The following is a 16925-nucleotide window of genomic DNA, read 5'->3' as shown; positions in this document are numbered from 1 at the left end:
TTATTGAATTGAGTCAAAAATTATAGGAATATCATTCAAAAGCTCTGCTGATAATCTCGGCCTGCTCTTTCGCATGGATTTTCGAGAAACCAGTCGAAGGCGACGCGCTTGGTTCGCGGGCGATTACCTGCAACGGCTTCACGCCTTTGTACATGCGCAGCATGAACGTCCATCCTCCCATGTTGAAGGGCTCTTCCTGTACCCAGTACACACTTGCATTTTCATACTGGCTCAGGTGTGCGTCGATCTGCGTTTGCGGGAACGGGTGCATTTGTTCCAGACGGATGATCGCCACGTCGTCACGCTTGTCGGCCTGCTGTTTTTCGTATAGTTCGTAATACAGCTTGCCGGTGCAAAGCAACACTTTCTTCACTTTCTTCGGATCAGCAAAAGTATCGCCGATGGTTTCCTGGAAAGTACCGCTCACCAGGCTGTCGACCGGCGAAACGCAAAGCGGGTGGCGCAGCATCGACTTCGGCGACATTACGATCAACGGCTTGCGGAACGGGAATTTCAACTGACGGCGCAGCAAGTGGAAGAAGTTGGCTGGCGTGGTAACGTTCGCTACAATAATGTTATAGTTGGCCGAAAGCTGCAAATAGCGCTCCGGACGGGCATTCGAGTGTTCTGGACCTTGCCCTTCGTAACCGTGCGGCAACAACATCACCAGCCCTGTCCAGCGATCCCATTTGGTTTCGCTCGATGTTACGAATTGGTCGATCGTCACCTGCGCGCCATTGGCAAAGTCACCAAATTGCGCTTCCCAGATCACCAGTGCATTCGGATTGGCCATTGAGTAACCGAATTCGAACCCGAGAACACCATATTCCGAAAGCAGGGAGTTGTAAATCATGAACTGGCCCTGGCCTTCCTGAATGTGCTGCAAGCTATTGTATGCCGCATTGGTTTCCACATCGCGCAATACTGCGTGGCGGTGCGAGAATGTACCGCGCTGCACATCCTGACCGCTCAATCGAACGATGTTGCCTTCCGCGAGGATCGAACCGTAAGCGAGCAATTCGGCAGTGGCCCAGTTTACTTCTTTTTTATCAAAAATCATCTGCTCACGGTCTTTGAGCAGCTTATCGATTTGTTTCAGCCTGTTGAAATTCTCGGGCGTTTTGATCAGCGCCTGACCAATTTTTTCCAACTGTTCCAGCGGCACGCCGGTTTCGGGCGATTTTTCAAAATCTTCCGGTTTCGACTTACGCAGCTTGTGCCACTCTTCTTCCAGTTTCGGAAGCGTGTAAGGCAATGCTTTTTGCTTCACCATATCGAGGCGTTCCTGCAATAGTTGCTTGAACTCCTTATCCATGGTATCGGCCAGCTGTGCATCCACGTCACCCCGTTCTGCGAGCGTTTTCTGGTAGATTTCGCGCGGGTTCTGATGCTTATCGATCGATTTGTACAGAACCGGCTGCGTAAATTTCGGTTCATCCGCCTCATTGTGTCCATGACGGCGGTAACAAACCATATCAATAAAAATGTCCTTATTGAATTTCTGACGGTACTCCACCGCAAGGCGCATACAATACACCACCGCCTCCGGATCGTCGCCATTGACGTGCAATACAGGTGCATCCACGATTTTGGCGATGTCCGTACAGTAAATCGACGAACGTGCATCCACAAAGTCGGTGGTAAAACCAACCTGGTTATTGATCACAAAATGGATCGTACCACCCGTGTAGTAGCCGTTCAATCCCGACATCTGGGTTACTTCATACACGATACCCTGGCCGGCCACAGCAGCGTCGCCGTGGATCAGAACGGGCAATACGCGATCGTAATCGCTATCGTACATGCCATCGGCGCGGGCGCGGACGTAACCTTCCACCACCGGGTTCACCGCTTCGAGGTGCGATGGGTTCGGGGCGAGCTTCAAATGCACTTTATTACCATCTTTGGTGGTGATCTGGCTCGCAAAACCCATGTGGTATTTCACGTCGCCGTCTCCCCAAACCTGGTCGGGCAGGTTCCCTTCGAACTCATTGAAGATTTGTCCGTAGGTTTTCTGCATGATATTCGCGAGCACGTTCAGGCGGCCGCGGTGCGCCATACCGATCATCACTTCCACCACGCCCATTTCGGCGGCTTTATTGATCATCGCGTCGAGCGCGGGGATGGTCGTTTCACCACCTTCGAGCGAAAAGCGTTTCTGACCGAGGTATTTTGTATGCAGGAAGTTTTCAAAAACAACCGCCTCGTTCAGTTTTGAAAGAATGTGTTTTTTCTCATCGATCGAGAATGACATAGTCAATGCTTCCTTCTCGATTTTTTTGCGCAACCAGCTTTTTTGCTCGCGGTCGCGGATATAGAGGTATTCAAAACCAATATTGCTTGCGTAGATCTTTTTCAGTGCGTCCACGATCTCACGCAGGGTGGCCGGACGATCAAAGACCTCAATACCGGCTTCAAAAACAGTATCGAGGTCTTCGGGTCCCAGATTAAAATCAGCAATGTCCAATTGCGGGCGGCGGTCTTTCCTTTTCTGGATCGGGTTCGTGGTCGCCAGCAGGTGGCCTCTCGACCTGTATCCGCGGATCAAATGCACCACTTCCATTTCCTTGCGGATGCGCGCAGGATCGGCTTTGCCGGCTACCGATGCTTCTTTGCCGTTGGCGGAGCCATTAGCGTGACCGTTGCCGGATACCGGATATTTTTGGTAAAAATCATAACCTTCAAAAAACTTCTGCCAGCCCTCGTCCACGGAGGCTGCATCTTGCTTATAAGAATTGTACAATTCTTCAATATAAGCGGCGTCGGAATTTGCTATATAAGTGTATTTATCCATCACAAAAGTGAGTAGTTCATTTATGGCACAAAGGTACGAGACTTATGTAAAGATTACGAATAAAAATATCCTTTTAACTCAACCAAAAACACGATTTAGAATGGTTCCCGACGTCAGAATTTCTGAAAGCCTTTCGGATTCGGAATAAATTTCAGCATGAGCTCGTGAATGCCTTTCGGGCCGGAGTAGCTTGCATAAATCTGCTCGGCCTGCCGGGTGCTGTAAAAATACCCCAACCTCACGTTCTTTCCCGCCTGAACCTCAGCGGTTAACTGCAAATAATCCACTTTCGCGGCAAAACCGCTGATCCCCCCTCCCACACGATAAGACGCGCCAAGGCCTACCTTCTCCCTGAACCAGAATCGCGATCCGATGTCGAATCTCAGTTTGTGGTCCTTTTCCTGCACCAGCAGGATATGCGGCAACATCATGATATCATCGCCCAGGTCGTGGCTCCCACCCGCCATGATGTATAGCGGCCGCCGGTAAAGTGAACCAACCAACTGGTCCCCGAATCTCTGGGAAAGCAGCTCCGGCTTCGATATCCCCACATACCATTGCTCCGACCGCAGCCAGGCGCCAAGGCCGAAACTTCCCATTGCCCGGTTGTTGCCAATATTTCTTCCATCCGAAACGGGTAAAACATTGATGCCGCCCTGCGCGCCCAGCCCCAGTTTCCAGGTATCGGAAATGCCGAGGTGGAATGCGAAAGACCCTACAAACCCGGTGGTTGTGAAATAGCTGGTCTGGTCGTTCAATGCCTGGAAACCAATCCCAAACTTTCCGTTAGCGATGGCTCCGTCGGCCGCGAAAGTCTGGCTGGTGGGCGAATTGGGGATATTGAACCACTTCCTGCGGAAAATGGCGGTCATATTAAAGTCCTCGCGCACACCCGTAAAGCCGGGATTGATCGACATCGGGTTCTGCACGTATTGCTCATACAGCACTTCGCGTTGCGCGAAAGCGGCGCTGCCGGCAGTAAAAACGAGCATTCCGGCAATGATAATTCGCTTCATAAGTTCAGGTGTGTTCTTGAATATCATGGGCACTGAAAATGGGTTTTTGTAAATAAAAATGGCAGGAGAGTCTATCTCTTGCCATTTTTAGAACTCTTGTATAATGCTTTTCTACTGCTGTGTTATGTCAAAAATCATAACCCAATGTTACGTAAGGAATGGGTTTATTGGTGTAACCATTATCGACACCCCAGGCGTAATCAAATTTCGCATAGAAACCGAATAGCGTAGTTCTCACGCCGGCTCCGTAGCCCATCAGATAAGGGTTTTTATAGTTGGTAACTGTTGCTCTGAATGTCTCGCTCTGGTCTACGATGATTTGCGTGTTCAGGCTGTTGTTTTCGCTGAATGGCCCTTTGCCCGTCCACGCCGTTCCGATATCCCCGAAGCCGACGATCTGGAAGTTACGCAGGAAGCTCGAAGTGATCGCTCCGCGGTACAGGTATTTCACGAGGGGTATTCTCAATTCCGCATTCAGCAACATGTAGCTCGTACCCGACAGCCTGTTGAGCCTGAAACCGCGCAGGTTAGTCGCGAAATCGGCGAAGAAGATGTCGCGGTTATCACGCTGGAAATTGAGCGGGTTGTCTCCGGTGCGGTTTTCTTTCCGGTTACCGATCCAGTTTTCCATACCGCCGAGGATGTTCTGCTTCGGCGCCCGCCCGCCCGAATGGCTGGCCGCCGCGCGCACTGCCAGGATCAGGTCGCGGTGGATTTTTTGATAATGACGGAAATCGAGGCTGGCGCGGTTGAAGCTTTCGTTTCCATTGCTCAAACCCTGATAAAGGTCGTAGCGGATCTTGAAACGCGTACCTTCCATCATATTCATCCCATTAACCCGCGTATTGTCGAAAACAAATTCACTGCGCACGCCGCCGTAATTCGAAGCCAGATCCGGGTTAGGCAGCAGCACGTCGATCATTCTCGTGGATGTGAACATCGGCGACACCGAAAGGCGGCTAGTCGTTGAGAATGGGTATGACGCCGTGAACATCAGCTGGTTGAACCGGTATTTCTGGATCAAACCTTCCGAATCGTTGTAAAGTGTTCTTCTATCCACACGCAGGCCGAAATCGACGCGATAGGTGTTATTGTTGTATTCAGCAAACAAATCGCTGTTCCTGAAATTGGACGAAATGAAAATACCGGCCTTTATGACGTGGTTTTCGAGCAAATCGTTCATCGAAATGGACTGCGCGTAGCCGAAACCGCGGATCGGGTCAATGCGCCAGTCGGACGCCGCGTCGTTGGTGATAAACAGTCCTTTGTAATTATACGGCCCTTTGATCGCGATGTTCTCGCGGACAGCCCTTGTGCGGGATGCTACGCCGGGTGTAGTCGGGAAAGTGCCGCGGTTCCTTCTCGATTCGAAGGATTTCAGTACATCCTCGTCAAACTCATAATTATCCGTGTCCACTTCGCCATCTTTCAACGCGAGCTTCGGCGCTTGTCCGGCCTGGGCAGCTTTCGCAGCGGAATCTGCATTCACAGCCGGGGCTGCGGCGTTGGCAGCTCCTGCATTGCCCGCACTGGCAACATTCAGGGCCGGCGGGTTCACCGTGGTGTTCAGGTCGAAGCTGTTTTTGTAGGCGGCAGTGTAATAGCCGTCGTTCAGATAAGTGTAAGCCAGCGCGCCACCCGCAGCTTTCAGGTTCACATCCGCATTGCGAATGTTCTGAATGTAATTGGTAAGCTGCGAGCTGGTTTGCGAAGCACGGTTGTATTTGTAAAGGTTGTTAACGCCTTTACCATTGGAAAGGTAAACCACATCATTATCATCAGCATAAACAGGCGTCACTTTCGTCTTGCCCTCGGTTTCGACCAATTTCACAATGGTGCCGGTCCTCGGTGCACCGTCATGCTCGAAGATCGTGTAGGAAGGTGCAATGGATTTGAAATTACCCTTATCCCCTGTGCCTAGCGAATCAACCGGACGGTTGGAAGAGAACACTACGCGGCGTGATGATCCCTGAATAAATCTTGGAGAAAGATCATCATAAAGGTCGTTGGTTAGCGGCAAGGTGGAGGCGCGGGCTACGCTGATCAGGAAGAGGTCGTTCTGGCCCGCTTTGTCGGCGCTTACGGCGAGCATGCTGCCGTCGTGCGAGACGTCCATATCAACGATCTGGTCAAGTCCGCGGATGTTGCGCTTCGTCTTGATCCTGATCTTTTTGGTACCGACGTTTTCGTACATGTAGAGATTCTTCTTGTCGTTTTCGTTGGCCAAAATGGTCAGTACATTGTTCTTGGACCATCCCAGCAGCGGCGGCTGGGTTTTCATGCGGCCGCCGATGATGTCGAGCTTACCTTGGCGCACCACTTTCTTCGAACCCGACTCGCTGTCAAACAGATACACGCGATAGCGACCGTTTTTGATTTCGCTCACCGCCGTAAATTTCTTGTCCGGCGACACCTTGATCACCGCGCTCGCGTCGGTTACATTGAATTCGTTCAGCTTGTATTTCCAGGTCGGATTGGGATCAGTATAAAACTGCTCTGCGTTTTTGGTCTGGTTCAAATAATAGGCCCGCCAGTCGCGCAGGAAGCGGTTGTAGGATTGCACGCCGAGCGTGGACGTGATACTCGTTTGCTCGGTGCGGATAATGCGGGTAAGGTTCAAAATGTCGGAGATTTTGTCCTTTCCGTAACGTTCCGCTATGTAATTCCAGATCGAATGCCCGATGAGCGTCGCGTCGTCGCCCTGCATCAGGGTGGGCTTGCGCACATTGCGGTTTTTGAAGAAATCCCGCATGTAATCGTTCAGCTCCGGCGACCAGCCTTCGGCAATGTAAGCGGCCGTTCCGGTCATAAACCACTCTGGCAATGTGAGCAGCAGCGAGCTTTGTAATGCCTCTTTCATGTTACCGCCATACAGCATGTCATACACGAAAAGGAGGCTGATATCCCGCACAAGTTTCTTGCGAAAACCGATTTGATCGCCTGTATAGGCCACTTCCACGCGTGATTGTGCAAGATTGAGTTTCTGGTCCGAAAGGTTATCCAGCACCGAAAGGCCCATATTGCTCTGTTCGAGCTCCGCGGGCGAGTTGTAGAGGAATATCTTTACCCGGTTATAAGGCGTCCAGCCGAGTACGTCCGTGATTTTATCAAATTCGCTTTCCGCATACTGGGCCGTCAGCCTGGCGAGTGAAGTGCCGCCCTGATGATGGTAGATCTCAAAGTTCGTGGTCCGGAAGATCTTCCAGTTGAACTTCTTATACTGGACCCGGTTCTTTCCAAAAGTCTCCTGTGAAGGATAGCGCTGTGCTATTGATTCTGAAAATAATCCTAAAACCGTTAAAAGACCGATCGAAAAGGTTAATGTGTAAATATATCTTCTGCTCATAGTGCTAAGGCTGACTTCAACGGAAATATAACGAAAAATACCTTTTTATATTCACTAGCGGGTTCAATTCTTTCCCGTAAATCAGGTGGTTACAAAACTCTTTTGCCAGAAACGGTGCGAGCGTAACACCCTTCGTACCTAACCCATTGAAAATACACACATTAGCGAATTCCGGGTGGATACCGATCAACGGCCGCCGGTCGCGTACAGATGGACGGATGCCCGCATGAGCGGCTGTCAGCGTGTAATCTGCGTTCAGCAATCCGCGTAATTTCAATTCAAGCTCTTCCGTGGCCTCCTCCGTTGCCTCCCAATCGAGCGGGTTCCAGGAGTAGGTTGCTCCCACTTTCATCCTATTCTTCGACACCGGCAATGCAAAAATCCCCTGGTTGATGATGTACGGTTTCAGTGAAACGTCGGTCGTGATTTCCAGGATTTGTCCTTTTACCGGCGTAAACGGCAGCCAGTTGAACCAGTCGTTTTGTAACGCAAAAAAACCCTGGGAAAAGATGACGGTTTTGAACCGTTTGCCCCGCCATTCAATGCCTTCGTCTGCCCGCGAAAGGTCAGCTGGATCGAAGGTCGCTTCTACATATAAATTCCGTTCCTGAAAATATGCGCGGCTGGCGTCGAGCAATGCCGGCAGATCGATCCAGCCCGCTTGCACCACTTCCAAACCGCCGAAATCAGCATGCACATACGGCATTTCGCTCGCACGGTCGGGTGAGGATGCTACGTAAGGGCTAATGCCGGGATCAGCCGTTTGCGCGAGATAGGTGTTTTGTTCTTCGATGGACCGGAAGGGACGGTAAATGGGCGTCAGGTGCATTAGCTTACATCCCAACCTTTGCTCCAAACCTCCGTAAAATGTGCGGGCGTAAGGAAACAGATCATCCGCCAGCCAGGTTTTTACCAGTTTTTTGCCCGTCAGCGGGTTAAAAATACCCGCCGCGACACGCGAAGAAGAAGGCATGGAGGAATCGCCGGCAATCTGGAAACTTTTGCCCGAATCGTGCAAATGCCAGGCGACGGAGGTGCCGCCTATCCCCTGCCCTATGATGAGAAATTCGTAGTCAAACTGCTGCATATCAGGCTTTATCGGCGGCGCGACGTCTGAGTGAGAGCCCGATTTGCTCGTCGGCCAGGCGCACCACCAGTTCCACCTGCTCATCCAGGGTCATGAACGAATTATCGATGTAAATGGCATCTTCGGCCTGCCGGAGCGGGCTTTCGGCGCGGTTGGTATCGATATGGTCGCGGGTTCTAAGGTTCTCGAGAACTACGCCCAGATCCACGATATCGCCCTTTTCCATCAATTCGAGCTGGCGGCGCTGCGCGCGGATCAGCGGGTCGGCGGTCATGAAGATTTTCAGCTCGGCCTGCGGAAATACGACGGTGCCGATGTCGCGGCCGTCCATGACAATCCCTTTGGTTTTGCCCATGCGCTGCTGCTGCGCCACCAATGCATGCCGTACTTCGGCAATGGCGCTCACCTCGCTCACCCGCTCCGAAACGTACATTTTGCGGATCTCGTCTTCGACATTCAAGCCGTTCAGATAGGTGTCGTTGCGGCCCAGTTCGGGGTGGCGGCGGAAGGAAATCTGCACTTTGGACAATGCCTGCTCGATTTCCCTGGGATTGGTAAGACTTATATGATTTTGGATAAAATACAGGGTAACAGCCCTGTACATCGCACCGGTGTCGATGTAAGGGTAATTCAATTGCTTGGCAACCAGTTTTGCGGTCGTGGATTTCCCACAACTCGAATAACCGTCGATCGCAACGATAATCTTGGGCATATCGGAAAGTGTAATTTTACAGATCGTAAAAATACATTTTTAAAGCTCATTCCCCGGCCAGCTTCACAAACAAATGTTCGTCGAGCACCAGGTCGTTTTTGATAATGGCCTTTCGGTGAATGGCTTCGAGCTTGTAACCAGCTTTTACCAACACGCGCATCGAGGCCGGGTTGGTCTCAAAAACGCCCGCGTAGAGCCTGGTAATGGTGGTATGAGTGAAAATCCAGTCGGTCATTTGCACCACGGCGGCGGTGGCAATTTTGAGGCCCCAGTAGGGTTCGCCCAGCCAGTAGCCTATTTCGGCATTGTTGCGGTGAATATCTTCCTGCCGGAGCACGCCGATGCCCCCTACAAAATCTTCGTGATGGTAAATGGCCTGGTGAAAACTTTCGCCGCTGTGCCGGCTGTTGCAGAAATCAATCCAGTAATGTGCGTCGGAAATGGTGTAGGGCGAAGGAAAATTATCCCTCACCTGGGCCACCACATTTTGATTATTGGCTAGTTCCGCCAGCCTTTGGGCGATATTCCTCGTAAATGGCCTTAGCGTAACTTGTTCATTCATTGCATATTACTCATTTTCGAGCAGGAAGATTACCATGCTGCGTGCACCGTGCGCGCCGATGACGAGCGATTGCTCAATATCCGCAGTTTTGGACGGACCTGCAATGAAACATCCCCAGCCGAGCGTGTCCTGCAAGCGCATATATGCCTCATGCATATTGTTCACGAGCGCGTTACGCGGGATCACGAACGCGAGGTTTTGGGTAATAAACGGCAGCACGCGATGCGGCAGGTATTGGTCCGAAACCCAGACCGCCCCATTCTCCGCCACCCCGAATTCCGCCTGCACGATGGCTATTTCCACCGTTTCCAGCTCATGTGGGTCGGAGACGTTCAGGCTGAAATCCGCCCAGCCACTCAATGCAGGGATGGTAGTAGCGCGGTTCGCGATTCCTGTGTAGAGTTCTTCCGCCTTCGCCGCAAGCTCTTCGAGGTTTTTCACCACGATTACTTCCGTGTAAATCGCCGACAGCATTTCGCGAAATTTGTCTTCGGTATTCTCAAAGTCGCTGGCGAAAGTCGTTACCGCGGGCAATGCTACTTCCTCCGGCTTATTCTGTCTGATTTGGCCTAAAATTTTATCTCGTGAGCTCATTGTCAGTTCTTTCTGTTACGGACGTACCAATCGCGGAAACTTTCCTTCGGCGGCTCCGGCATATCGCGTTGTTTGTACCAGGGGTTCAATGCATTATTGACCATAAACGGCATGGCGCGCATTACCGTCCGCCCCATCCTGCCCGACCATTGGTAAAACCTCGGCGCGGCCAGCATGGTCGACATGGCGCGGATACCTATTTCCTTGCTTTTCGGCACATGGCCTTCTTTTGCCAGCACTTGTCTCCATTTATAAAGCTGGTCGTGAATGTCGATTTTCACAGGGCACACGTTGGAGCAACTGCCGCACAATGTGCTTGCAAACGGCAAATCGGCATTTTTGGTCATATCCAGGTTCGGCGCGAGAATGGAGCCGATCGGTCCGGCGACGGCATTATGGTAGCTATGCCCGCCGCTTCTTCTGTAAACCGGACAAGTGTTCATACAAGCTCCGCAGCGAATGCATTTCAATGAGTTCCTGAAATCCTTCCGGCCCAGCTGCGTACTGCGCCCATTATCCACGATCACAATGTGCATTTCCTGCCCTTCGCGCGGCTTCTTGAAATGGCTGCTGTAAGTAGTAATCGGCTGACCAGTGGCGCTTCGGGCGAGCAGGCGGAGGAAAACGCCCAGATGTTCCTGCTTTGGAATTATCTTCTCAAAACCCATGCAGGCAATGTGAATGTCGGCCAAATGCGCACCCATATCGGCATTACCTTCGTTGGTTGACACAACAAAACCGCCGGTTTCGGCTACGGCGAAGTTCACGCCTGTTAAAGCCGCGCGGCGTGTCAGAAACTTGTCGCGTAAATGCTGGCGGGCGGCTTCGGTGAGGTATTGCGGGTCGGTAGCGCCGGCGTCGGTGCCGAGGTGCTCATGGAAAAGATCGCCGATATCCTTCTTTTTCAGGTGGATAGCGGGTAGCACGATGTGGCTCGGCGGCTCGTTGCGGAGCTGCACGATGCGCTCGCCCAGGTCGGTGTCGATCACTTCAATGCCGTTCTTTTGCAGGAATTCGTTCATATGACATTCCTCGGTGAGCATCGACTTGCTTTTCACCATCTTGTCGATCTTGTGCTTCTTCAAAAGCCCGAGCACAATCTCATTATGTTCGGCCGCATTGGCTGCCCAATGCACCTGCACACCGTTTTCCTTTGCTTTTTGTTCAAAAGATATCAGCAGCTCGTCGAGGTGCGAGAGTACATAATGCTTGATACCCGACGCGGCGTCGCGCAGCTGTTCCCATTCGGGGAGTTGTTTCGATGATTTATCGCGTTTCTGGCGCACGAACCACAGGGTTTCGTCATGCCAGTTTACGTAAGGTTCGTCTCTGTTGAACACCTCGGAAGCGTCCGCGTGCTCCATTACTGTTTTGGACATAGCTGCCTTAACAATTAGATAATGGTACTTAAAGAAGAATAAGATTTGTACTTTTCACATTCGTTGCACTATTTCAAGTTTGCAGTTTGTTTAATAAACAACTTTTTACAAATCGAAAAAATGCTATTTTCTTGTATTGCAATATCTTATACTTTTGAATCAACAAAGTTTTTCGATCGGGGCATCGGAGTCTGAACTAAGTTCAGTTTAACTTTTTTTAGACATTAAATATTAACTCCTATGAAAACCAAAAACACTCTTATTATCGCAGCCCTGACGGGTTTGCTGCTATCAGGATCGGCATTCGCAGCCAATGCCCAGGACAACATCGCTACCGCAGATAAAACTGAAAATGCTTCAACCAAGCTGACGGTTCTGCAGGTGAAACCATTGCAATTCCGCGTTTCTTATAATAATCCAATTTCAAAGAGTGTAGTTGTACGTATTCTGGATAACGAAAAGAATGTGCTTTTCTCAGAAAATCGTAAAGTTGAAAACAACTACCTGAAATACTTCGATTTATCAACTTTGATGGACGGTACTTACACGTTCGAAATCACGGATGGTAAAGAGAAGACTGCACAATCGTTTGATATTTTGACTACAACCAGCCGCGTTGTTTCTTCAATTAACTAACAACGGGCGCTTCTCAGATTCCATCCTCTTGAAATGAATGCCACGCAGCATTTCGCCTGACAGCATTCAGCAAACTTTGTATAAACCGGGGCTCAATAAGCGGGCTCTGGTTTTCTTTTTGAGATACTGGCATTCAAAATTTCCGCAATGTGCTTCACCTGCACATTCGAATTACCGCGCTTCAGAATGCCGCCCAAATGCATGAGGCAGCTCATATCGGAGCCGGTAATATATTCCGCATTGTGGCGAATGTGATCGGCGACGCGGTCCTTGCCCATTTTCACGGACACGGCTTCCTCGCTCACACAAAACGTCCCGCCGAACCCGCAGCATTCATCCGTGCGGTCGAGGTCGATCAGCTCGATGCCTTTTACCTGTTTCAAAAGCGATACCGGCTTCGAGTACGGCGCCGCATTCAGCTCCGACATTTGGGACAAATGCAGCCCGCGCTGCCCGTGGCAACCCTGATGTAAGCCCACGCGATGCGGAAATTCCGCTTCAATGCGATCTATTTTCAAAACGTCGGTCAGAAATTCGACCAGTTCGTAAACCCTCTTTCTCAGCACTTTCGATTCGTCGGCCTTGTTATCGGCCTTCAAATGGTCTTTAATGTGCAGCACACAACTTCCCGACGGCGAAACCACGTAGTCGCAATCTTTGAACTGATCGTAAAAGAGATTGTCGCACGAGCGCGACAGGTGTTCGAATCCGGAGTTGGCCATCGGCTGGCCGCAGCACGTCTGGTTCAGCGGAAATGTGACCGTACAGCCCAGTTTTTCAAGCAGTTCCAGTGTTGCAATCCCTACCTGCGGGTAAAATTGATCTACATAGCACGGAATAAATAATCCGATCTTCCAATTTGAGTAACTCATTTTCTACCAAAATTCAATGGTGGCCTGAATGGGATAGTGATCAGAAACGTCCGGATAATTTCGGATCACTTTGTAGTTTTTGATGCGGACCTTGTTGTTGAGCAAGGCAAAAATGTAATCGAGCCGGTCGCCCGGTAAACCTTCGTTCCAGGTCTGCATCTGTGACCCGCGCGCAGCGTCCTGCCAGTTTCTGCGGAACGAAAAATAAGGCTGTTCGTTCGGTCGGGCGCCCATATCCATGCCCAAAAGCACAGGCTGGACGCTATTCACGAGCATTTGATTGATATATGCGGCCTGCAACGCGCGGTCCATCACCGAAGCATATTCGAGCCGGGAGTTGCAAAACCGGAAGGTAACCGAGCGCGACAGTTTGATCAATCCGCATTGCAGCACTTTCGGGTCGGCACCGGGCGTTTTGGGCAGGTGAATGACCTGTGTTTTCTCCATCGGCCAGTTCGAAAGTATGCCCAGTCCCTGCGTTCCATTATCATTGGTATCGGCCACGGCGTAGGAATAATACATGCCCGTTTGCGCGGCGATCTGCCTCAATTGGAACTGCACTTTTCCCTTATCCACGAGGCTGTCCACCGCTTGTAATGCCACCAGATCGGGGTCATTTTCCTTAATTATCCTCAAAATATCCCTGAGATTCGACTCCTCCTGGTTGTTCAGCCCATGCCGGATGTTGAAACTCATCAACTTCACTTCCACAGCCTGGCGAGGCTGCGACGAAAGCAATGTAAATGATAATACTAGAATGGATAATGCGTAAAAAAGCCTACTCAACCTGTTCGAATGCTAGTTCCTACTACGACCGTTATTCTCAGAGGGTAAAAATCTGTTCCATCAAAACCCATTTTTCACCGGGTTTTGCAGTGGGTAATGCTTGTTGGTATTTCCACATGAGCTGCTCCCACTCCTGCACTTTGGGGTTGGAAGCATCCATTTGGGATTTGGTTTCAAAACTGAAATCGTCCTCCGTTTCCATGATCATGAATAGCCGGTTTCCGACGCGGTAAATGTCCATCACGGTAATGCCGGCATCGGTAATGCTCTTATGGATTTCGGGCTGGATCTTTTTATGGTAACCCTCGTACTCCGCGATCATCTGCGGGTCGTCCACGAGGTCCACCGCGAGGCAATATCTTTTCATAACAGTAATTAAATGTCGAGGTTGTAAAAGCGCCTCGCGTTGTTTCCCATCACATCGCGCACTTCGTCGTCGGAGAACATGCTCAGGTAGTCCGTCAGGATTCCCTTTGCGCCTTCGTACTCGCCCGCGACCAGGCACACAGGCCAGTCGGAGCCGTACATGATGCGTTCCGTGCCGAACGCTTCGAAAACCACATCGAGGTATGGTCGGAAATCCGCTTTTTCCCAATGCTGCCAGTTGGCTTCGGTTACCATGCCTGATACTTTGCAATGCACGTTCGGCAGTTCGGCGAGACGACGGATGTCGTCCGCCCAGGGCTGCAATTCCTGCGCTTTGATGAGCGGCTTGGCAATGTGGTCCAGCACGAAATGCACGTTCGGCAGTTTTACCGCGAAGTTGAATGCTTCTTTCAACTGGTTTTGGTAAATGAGAATGTCGTAAGTGAAATCAAATGCGACCAATGTTCCCACTCCTTTAATAAACTCTGGTTGCAGCAAGAAGCCCTCGGGTTGCCCCTGCGCAACGTGGCGGAAGCCTTTCAGTTTTTCGTATTGTGAATACCTTTCGAGCTGGTCGTACAGATTCACCGCTTTGAGGTCCACCCAACCGACTACGCCCCGCACAAAATCGTTCGCCTCGGCCAAATGCAGCAGAAATTCCGTTTCCGCATCGTTCTGAGAAGCCTGCACGGCCACGCAGCCGTCGACTTTGTTAGCTCTCAGGACCGGCCAAAGGTCTTCCGGCAGGAAATTCCGCCGGATAACCTCCATTTCGGGCGTGATCCATGCATCGCGCTCTTCGTCAAATATCCAGAAATGCTGGTGGGCGTCGATTACCATATATTAAACCGCTTTCCAGGCAATCGCTTCCTGTTTTTGAGCTCCTAATTTTTGAATACCCAATTCTACCACGTCGCCTGCTTTGAGGTAAACCGGCGGCTTCATGCCCAGGCCGACGCCCGCAGGAGTACCGGTGGTGATCACGTCTCCCGGAAGGAGCGTCATGAACTGGCTCAGGTAGCTCACGAGGAACGGAATGTGGAAGATCATATCTGACGTATTGCTGTCCTGGATCTTTTTGCCGTTCAGGCTGAGCCATAAATCGAGGTCATTAGCATTGCCTACTTCGTCGGAAGTGACCAGGTAAGGGCCCAGCGGCGCGAAGGTATCATTACTTTTACCTTTCACCCATTGTCCGCCCCGCTCCATTTGGAACGCGCGTTCCGAATAGTCGTTATGAACGGCGTAACCTGCCACATAATCCAACGCATTGGCCTCGTCCACGTAGCTGGTTCTTTTGCCGATGATCACGGCCAGCTCCACTTCCCAGTCGGTTTTCTCCGAATTTCTCGGGATAACCACCTGGTCGAATGGACCGCACAATGCGGACGTGGATTTAAAGAAAATGATCGGCTCTTTGGGCAGCTCCGTCGCGCCTGACTCGTAGGCGTGCTTGGCATAATTCATCCCAATGCAGACGATCTTCGAAGGACGCGCGATGCACGATCCGTAGCGGAAACCTTCTTCCACTTTCGGCGCAGAAGCCGCATTCGTTTCCAGCCAGCCCGCAAGACGCGCAAGGCCGTCTGTCGCGAAAAATTTCTCGTTGTAATCTTCACCAAATGCCGAAACATCCAGCTTTGTACCGTCCGCCAGTTCTACACCCGGCTTCTCATTTTCAAATGCACCAAATCGAAAGAGTTTCATGGAAAGCGATATTTGGGACGGAAGGAAGCTGTAAGCGATAGGCTGTAAGCTATAAGCTGTAAGCAGTAGGCTTTAACCTGTAAGCAGTAAGCCTGGAAGCTTTATGCGATTTGATTCCTCCGTCTTAGTGTTTAATATTTTATCAATTTTACTTACGTGTATACAGGCTTGGGCTTAAAGCTTATTGCTTAAAGCTTATTGCTTAAAGCTTATTGCTTAAAGCTTATTGCTTATAGCTTAAAGCTTACAGCTTACAGCCTCCTCTAATTATTCAACTTCTCAAACCCTCCATCGATCAAATAATCGCAGCCGGTGATGAAACCTGCCTCGTCGGAGCAGAGGTATAATGCCAGGGCACCGATCTCTTCCGGCTTGGCCATGCGGCCGATGGGCTGGGTTTTGGACAGTTTTTCAAACATTTCCTGCTCTTTGCCCGGATAATTTTTGGAAATAAAACCATCCACAAAAGGCGTATGTACACGGGCAGGCGAAATGCTGTTGCAACGGATTCCGTCCGCCAGATAATCGCGCGCCACCGACAATGTCATGGAATAAACCGCGCCTTTTGCAGTAGAATAAGCAAAGCGGTCGGGTATTCCTACTGTTGCGGCAATGGAAGCCATGTTCAAAATTACGCCGCCGCCGTTTGCTTTGAGGTGTGGAATGGTGGCTGCGAGGCAGTTATAAACGCCTTTGACATTGATATTGATCACGCGGTCAAAATCGATTTCCGCCGTCGTATCCGCCTTGCCGATATGCGCAATACCGGCATTGTTGACAAGGATATTGATCGGGTGCTGCGCTGCGATGGCGTTGATAATGTTCACGACATCCGCCTGTTTGGAGATGTCCAGTGCGTGTGCCTCGGCTTGTCCGCCTTCCGCGGTGATGTCGCTCACCACCTGGTTGGCCAGATCAATGTTGAGTTCGAGAATGTGCACATAGGCGCCCTGCTTCGCGAACGTTTTGGAGATCGCCAATCCGATCCCGCTCGCTCCGCCGGTTACCAGTGCTGTTTTTCCTGTTAGATCAAACATAGATAGTTGCTTTAAAGCCAGGGATTTAAAT

General features: G+C 50.8%; 15 protein-coding genes. 1 reads left to right on the top strand and 14 read right to left on the bottom strand.

Going from position 1 to position 16925, the window contains the following annotated elements:
• Positions 1 to 31: 31 nt before the first annotated feature.
• From DFER_RS28700 to DFER_RS28665, 8 genes are all read right to left on the bottom strand, one after another.
• A complete protein-coding gene (locus DFER_RS28700; RefSeq protein WP_015815180.1) occupies positions 32 to 2794 on the bottom strand; it encodes a 2-oxoglutarate dehydrogenase E1 component in 2763 nt (920 codons plus the stop codon).
• A gap of 113 nt (positions 2795 to 2907) precedes the next feature.
• Entirely contained in the window at positions 2908 to 3810 is a 903-nt protein-coding gene (locus tag DFER_RS28695) for a PorP/SprF family type IX secretion system membrane protein (RefSeq protein ID WP_229206133.1), read from the bottom strand.
• 127 nt (positions 3811 to 3937) lie between these two features.
• Positions 3938 to 7156: a hypothetical protein gene (locus DFER_RS28690; RefSeq protein WP_015815178.1), complete on the bottom strand. Its 3219-nt coding sequence runs from the start codon at positions 7154 to 7156 to the stop codon at positions 3938 to 3940.
• 16 nt (positions 7157 to 7172) lie between these two features.
• Positions 7173 to 8243, bottom strand: a complete 1071-nt coding sequence (locus DFER_RS28685) for an NAD(P)/FAD-dependent oxidoreductase (protein WP_015815177.1) — start codon at positions 8241 to 8243, stop codon at positions 7173 to 7175.
• Between the two features lies 1 nt (position 8244).
• Positions 8245 to 8955: a (d)CMP kinase gene (gene cmk / locus DFER_RS28680; protein ID WP_015815176.1), complete on the bottom strand. Its 711-nt coding sequence runs from the start codon at positions 8953 to 8955 to the stop codon at positions 8245 to 8247.
• A gap of 46 nt (positions 8956 to 9001) precedes the next feature.
• Complete coding sequence (locus DFER_RS28675; protein ID WP_015815175.1) at positions 9002 to 9517, bottom strand: GNAT family N-acetyltransferase; 516 nt, start codon at positions 9515 to 9517, stop codon at positions 9002 to 9004.
• Positions 9518 to 9523: 6 nt separating this feature from the next.
• Entirely contained in the window at positions 9524 to 10111 is a 588-nt protein-coding gene (locus DFER_RS28670) for a LutC/YkgG family protein (protein ID WP_015815174.1), read from the bottom strand.
• 2 nt (positions 10112 to 10113) lie between these two features.
• The gene (locus DFER_RS28665; protein WP_015815173.1) at positions 10114 to 11490 is read right to left on the bottom strand and encodes a lactate utilization protein B; all 1377 of its coding nucleotides are present in this window, start codon (positions 11488 to 11490) and stop codon (positions 10114 to 10116) included.
• Between the two features lie 240 nt (positions 11491 to 11730).
• Here DFER_RS28665 and DFER_RS28660 point away from each other — a divergent pair, with 240 nt between their 5' ends.
• Entirely contained in the window at positions 11731 to 12126 is a 396-nt protein-coding gene (locus tag DFER_RS28660) for a T9SS type A sorting domain-containing protein (RefSeq protein ID WP_015815172.1), read from the top strand.
• Between the two features lie 92 nt (positions 12127 to 12218).
• Here the strand turns inward: DFER_RS28660 and DFER_RS28655 are convergent, their stop codons facing one another.
• From DFER_RS28655 to DFER_RS28630, 6 genes are all read right to left on the bottom strand, one after another.
• On the bottom strand, positions 12219 to 12998 hold the full coding sequence (locus DFER_RS28655; protein ID WP_015815171.1) for a (Fe-S)-binding protein: 780 nt from the start codon (positions 12996 to 12998) through the stop codon (positions 12219 to 12221).
• Between the two features lie 3 nt (positions 12999 to 13001).
• On the bottom strand, positions 13002 to 13784 hold the full coding sequence (locus DFER_RS28650) for an endonuclease/exonuclease/phosphatase family protein (protein WP_229206132.1): 783 nt from the start codon (positions 13782 to 13784) through the stop codon (positions 13002 to 13004).
• 37 nt (positions 13785 to 13821) lie between these two features.
• Positions 13822 to 14151 carry an L-rhamnose mutarotase gene (locus DFER_RS28645; RefSeq protein WP_015815169.1) on the bottom strand — a complete coding sequence of 110 codons (330 nt, stop codon included), beginning with the start codon at positions 14149 to 14151 and terminating at the stop codon, positions 13822 to 13824.
• 8 nt (positions 14152 to 14159) lie between these two features.
• The gene (locus DFER_RS28640) at positions 14160 to 14990 is read right to left on the bottom strand and encodes an amidohydrolase family protein (RefSeq protein ID WP_015815168.1); all 831 of its coding nucleotides are present in this window, start codon (positions 14988 to 14990) and stop codon (positions 14160 to 14162) included.
• A gap of 3 nt (positions 14991 to 14993) precedes the next feature.
• Positions 14994 to 15857, bottom strand: coding sequence for a fumarylacetoacetate hydrolase family protein (locus DFER_RS28635; protein WP_015815167.1), 864 nt, complete (start codon positions 15855 to 15857; stop codon positions 14994 to 14996).
• 263 nt (positions 15858 to 16120) lie between these two features.
• A complete protein-coding gene (locus tag DFER_RS28630; protein ID WP_015815166.1) occupies positions 16121 to 16894 on the bottom strand; it encodes an SDR family NAD(P)-dependent oxidoreductase in 774 nt (257 codons plus the stop codon).
• Positions 16895 to 16925 lie beyond the last annotated feature (31 nt).

The organism is Dyadobacter fermentans DSM 18053, assembly GCF_000023125.1.
In the GTDB taxonomy this organism is placed as follows: domain Bacteria; phylum Bacteroidota; class Bacteroidia; order Cytophagales; family Spirosomataceae; genus Dyadobacter; species Dyadobacter fermentans.
The sequence above is the reverse complement of the archived record's forward strand: the minus strand, read 5'-3'. Positions and strand labels throughout refer to the sequence as shown.

Coding starts and splice junctions, on each gene's coding strand:
- DFER_RS28700 (WP_015815180.1), bottom strand. CDS start 2,794: ATGGATAAATACACTTATATAGCAAATTCCGACGCCGCTTATATTGAA.
- DFER_RS28640 (WP_015815168.1), bottom strand. CDS start 14,990: ATGGTAATCGACGCCCACCAGCATTTCTGGATATTTGACGAAGAGCGC.
- DFER_RS28635 (WP_015815167.1), bottom strand. CDS start 15,857: ATGAAACTCTTTCGATTTGGTGCATTTGAAAATGAGAAGCCGGGTGTA.
- DFER_RS28685 (WP_015815177.1), bottom strand. CDS start 8,243: ATGCAGCAGTTTGACTACGAATTTCTCATCATAGGGCAGGGGATAGGC.
- DFER_RS28655 (WP_015815171.1), bottom strand. CDS start 12,998: ATGAGTTACTCAAATTGGAAGATCGGATTATTTATTCCGTGCTATGTA.
- cmk (WP_015815176.1), bottom strand. CDS start 8,955: ATGCCCAAGATTATCGTTGCGATCGACGGTTATTCGAGTTGTGGGAAA.
- DFER_RS28665 (WP_015815173.1), bottom strand. CDS start 11,490: ATGTCCAAAACAGTAATGGAGCACGCGGACGCTTCCGAGGTGTTCAAC.
- DFER_RS28690 (WP_015815178.1), bottom strand. CDS start 7,156: ATGAGCAGAAGATATATTTACACATTAACCTTTTCGATCGGTCTTTTA.
- DFER_RS28660 (WP_015815172.1), top strand. CDS start 11,731: ATGAAAACCAAAAACACTCTTATTATCGCAGCCCTGACGGGTTTGCTG.
- DFER_RS28695 (WP_229206133.1), bottom strand. CDS start 3,810: ATGAAGCGAATTATCATTGCCGGAATGCTCGTTTTTACTGCCGGCAGC.
- DFER_RS28670 (WP_015815174.1), bottom strand. CDS start 10,111: ATGAGCTCACGAGATAAAATTTTAGGCCAAATCAGACAGAATAAGCCG.
- DFER_RS28630 (WP_015815166.1), bottom strand. CDS start 16,894: ATGTTTGATCTAACAGGAAAAACAGCACTGGTAACCGGCGGAGCGAGC.
- DFER_RS28645 (WP_015815169.1), bottom strand. CDS start 14,151: ATGAAAAGATATTGCCTCGCGGTGGACCTCGTGGACGACCCGCAGATG.
- DFER_RS28675 (WP_015815175.1), bottom strand. CDS start 9,517: ATGAATGAACAAGTTACGCTAAGGCCATTTACGAGGAATATCGCCCAA.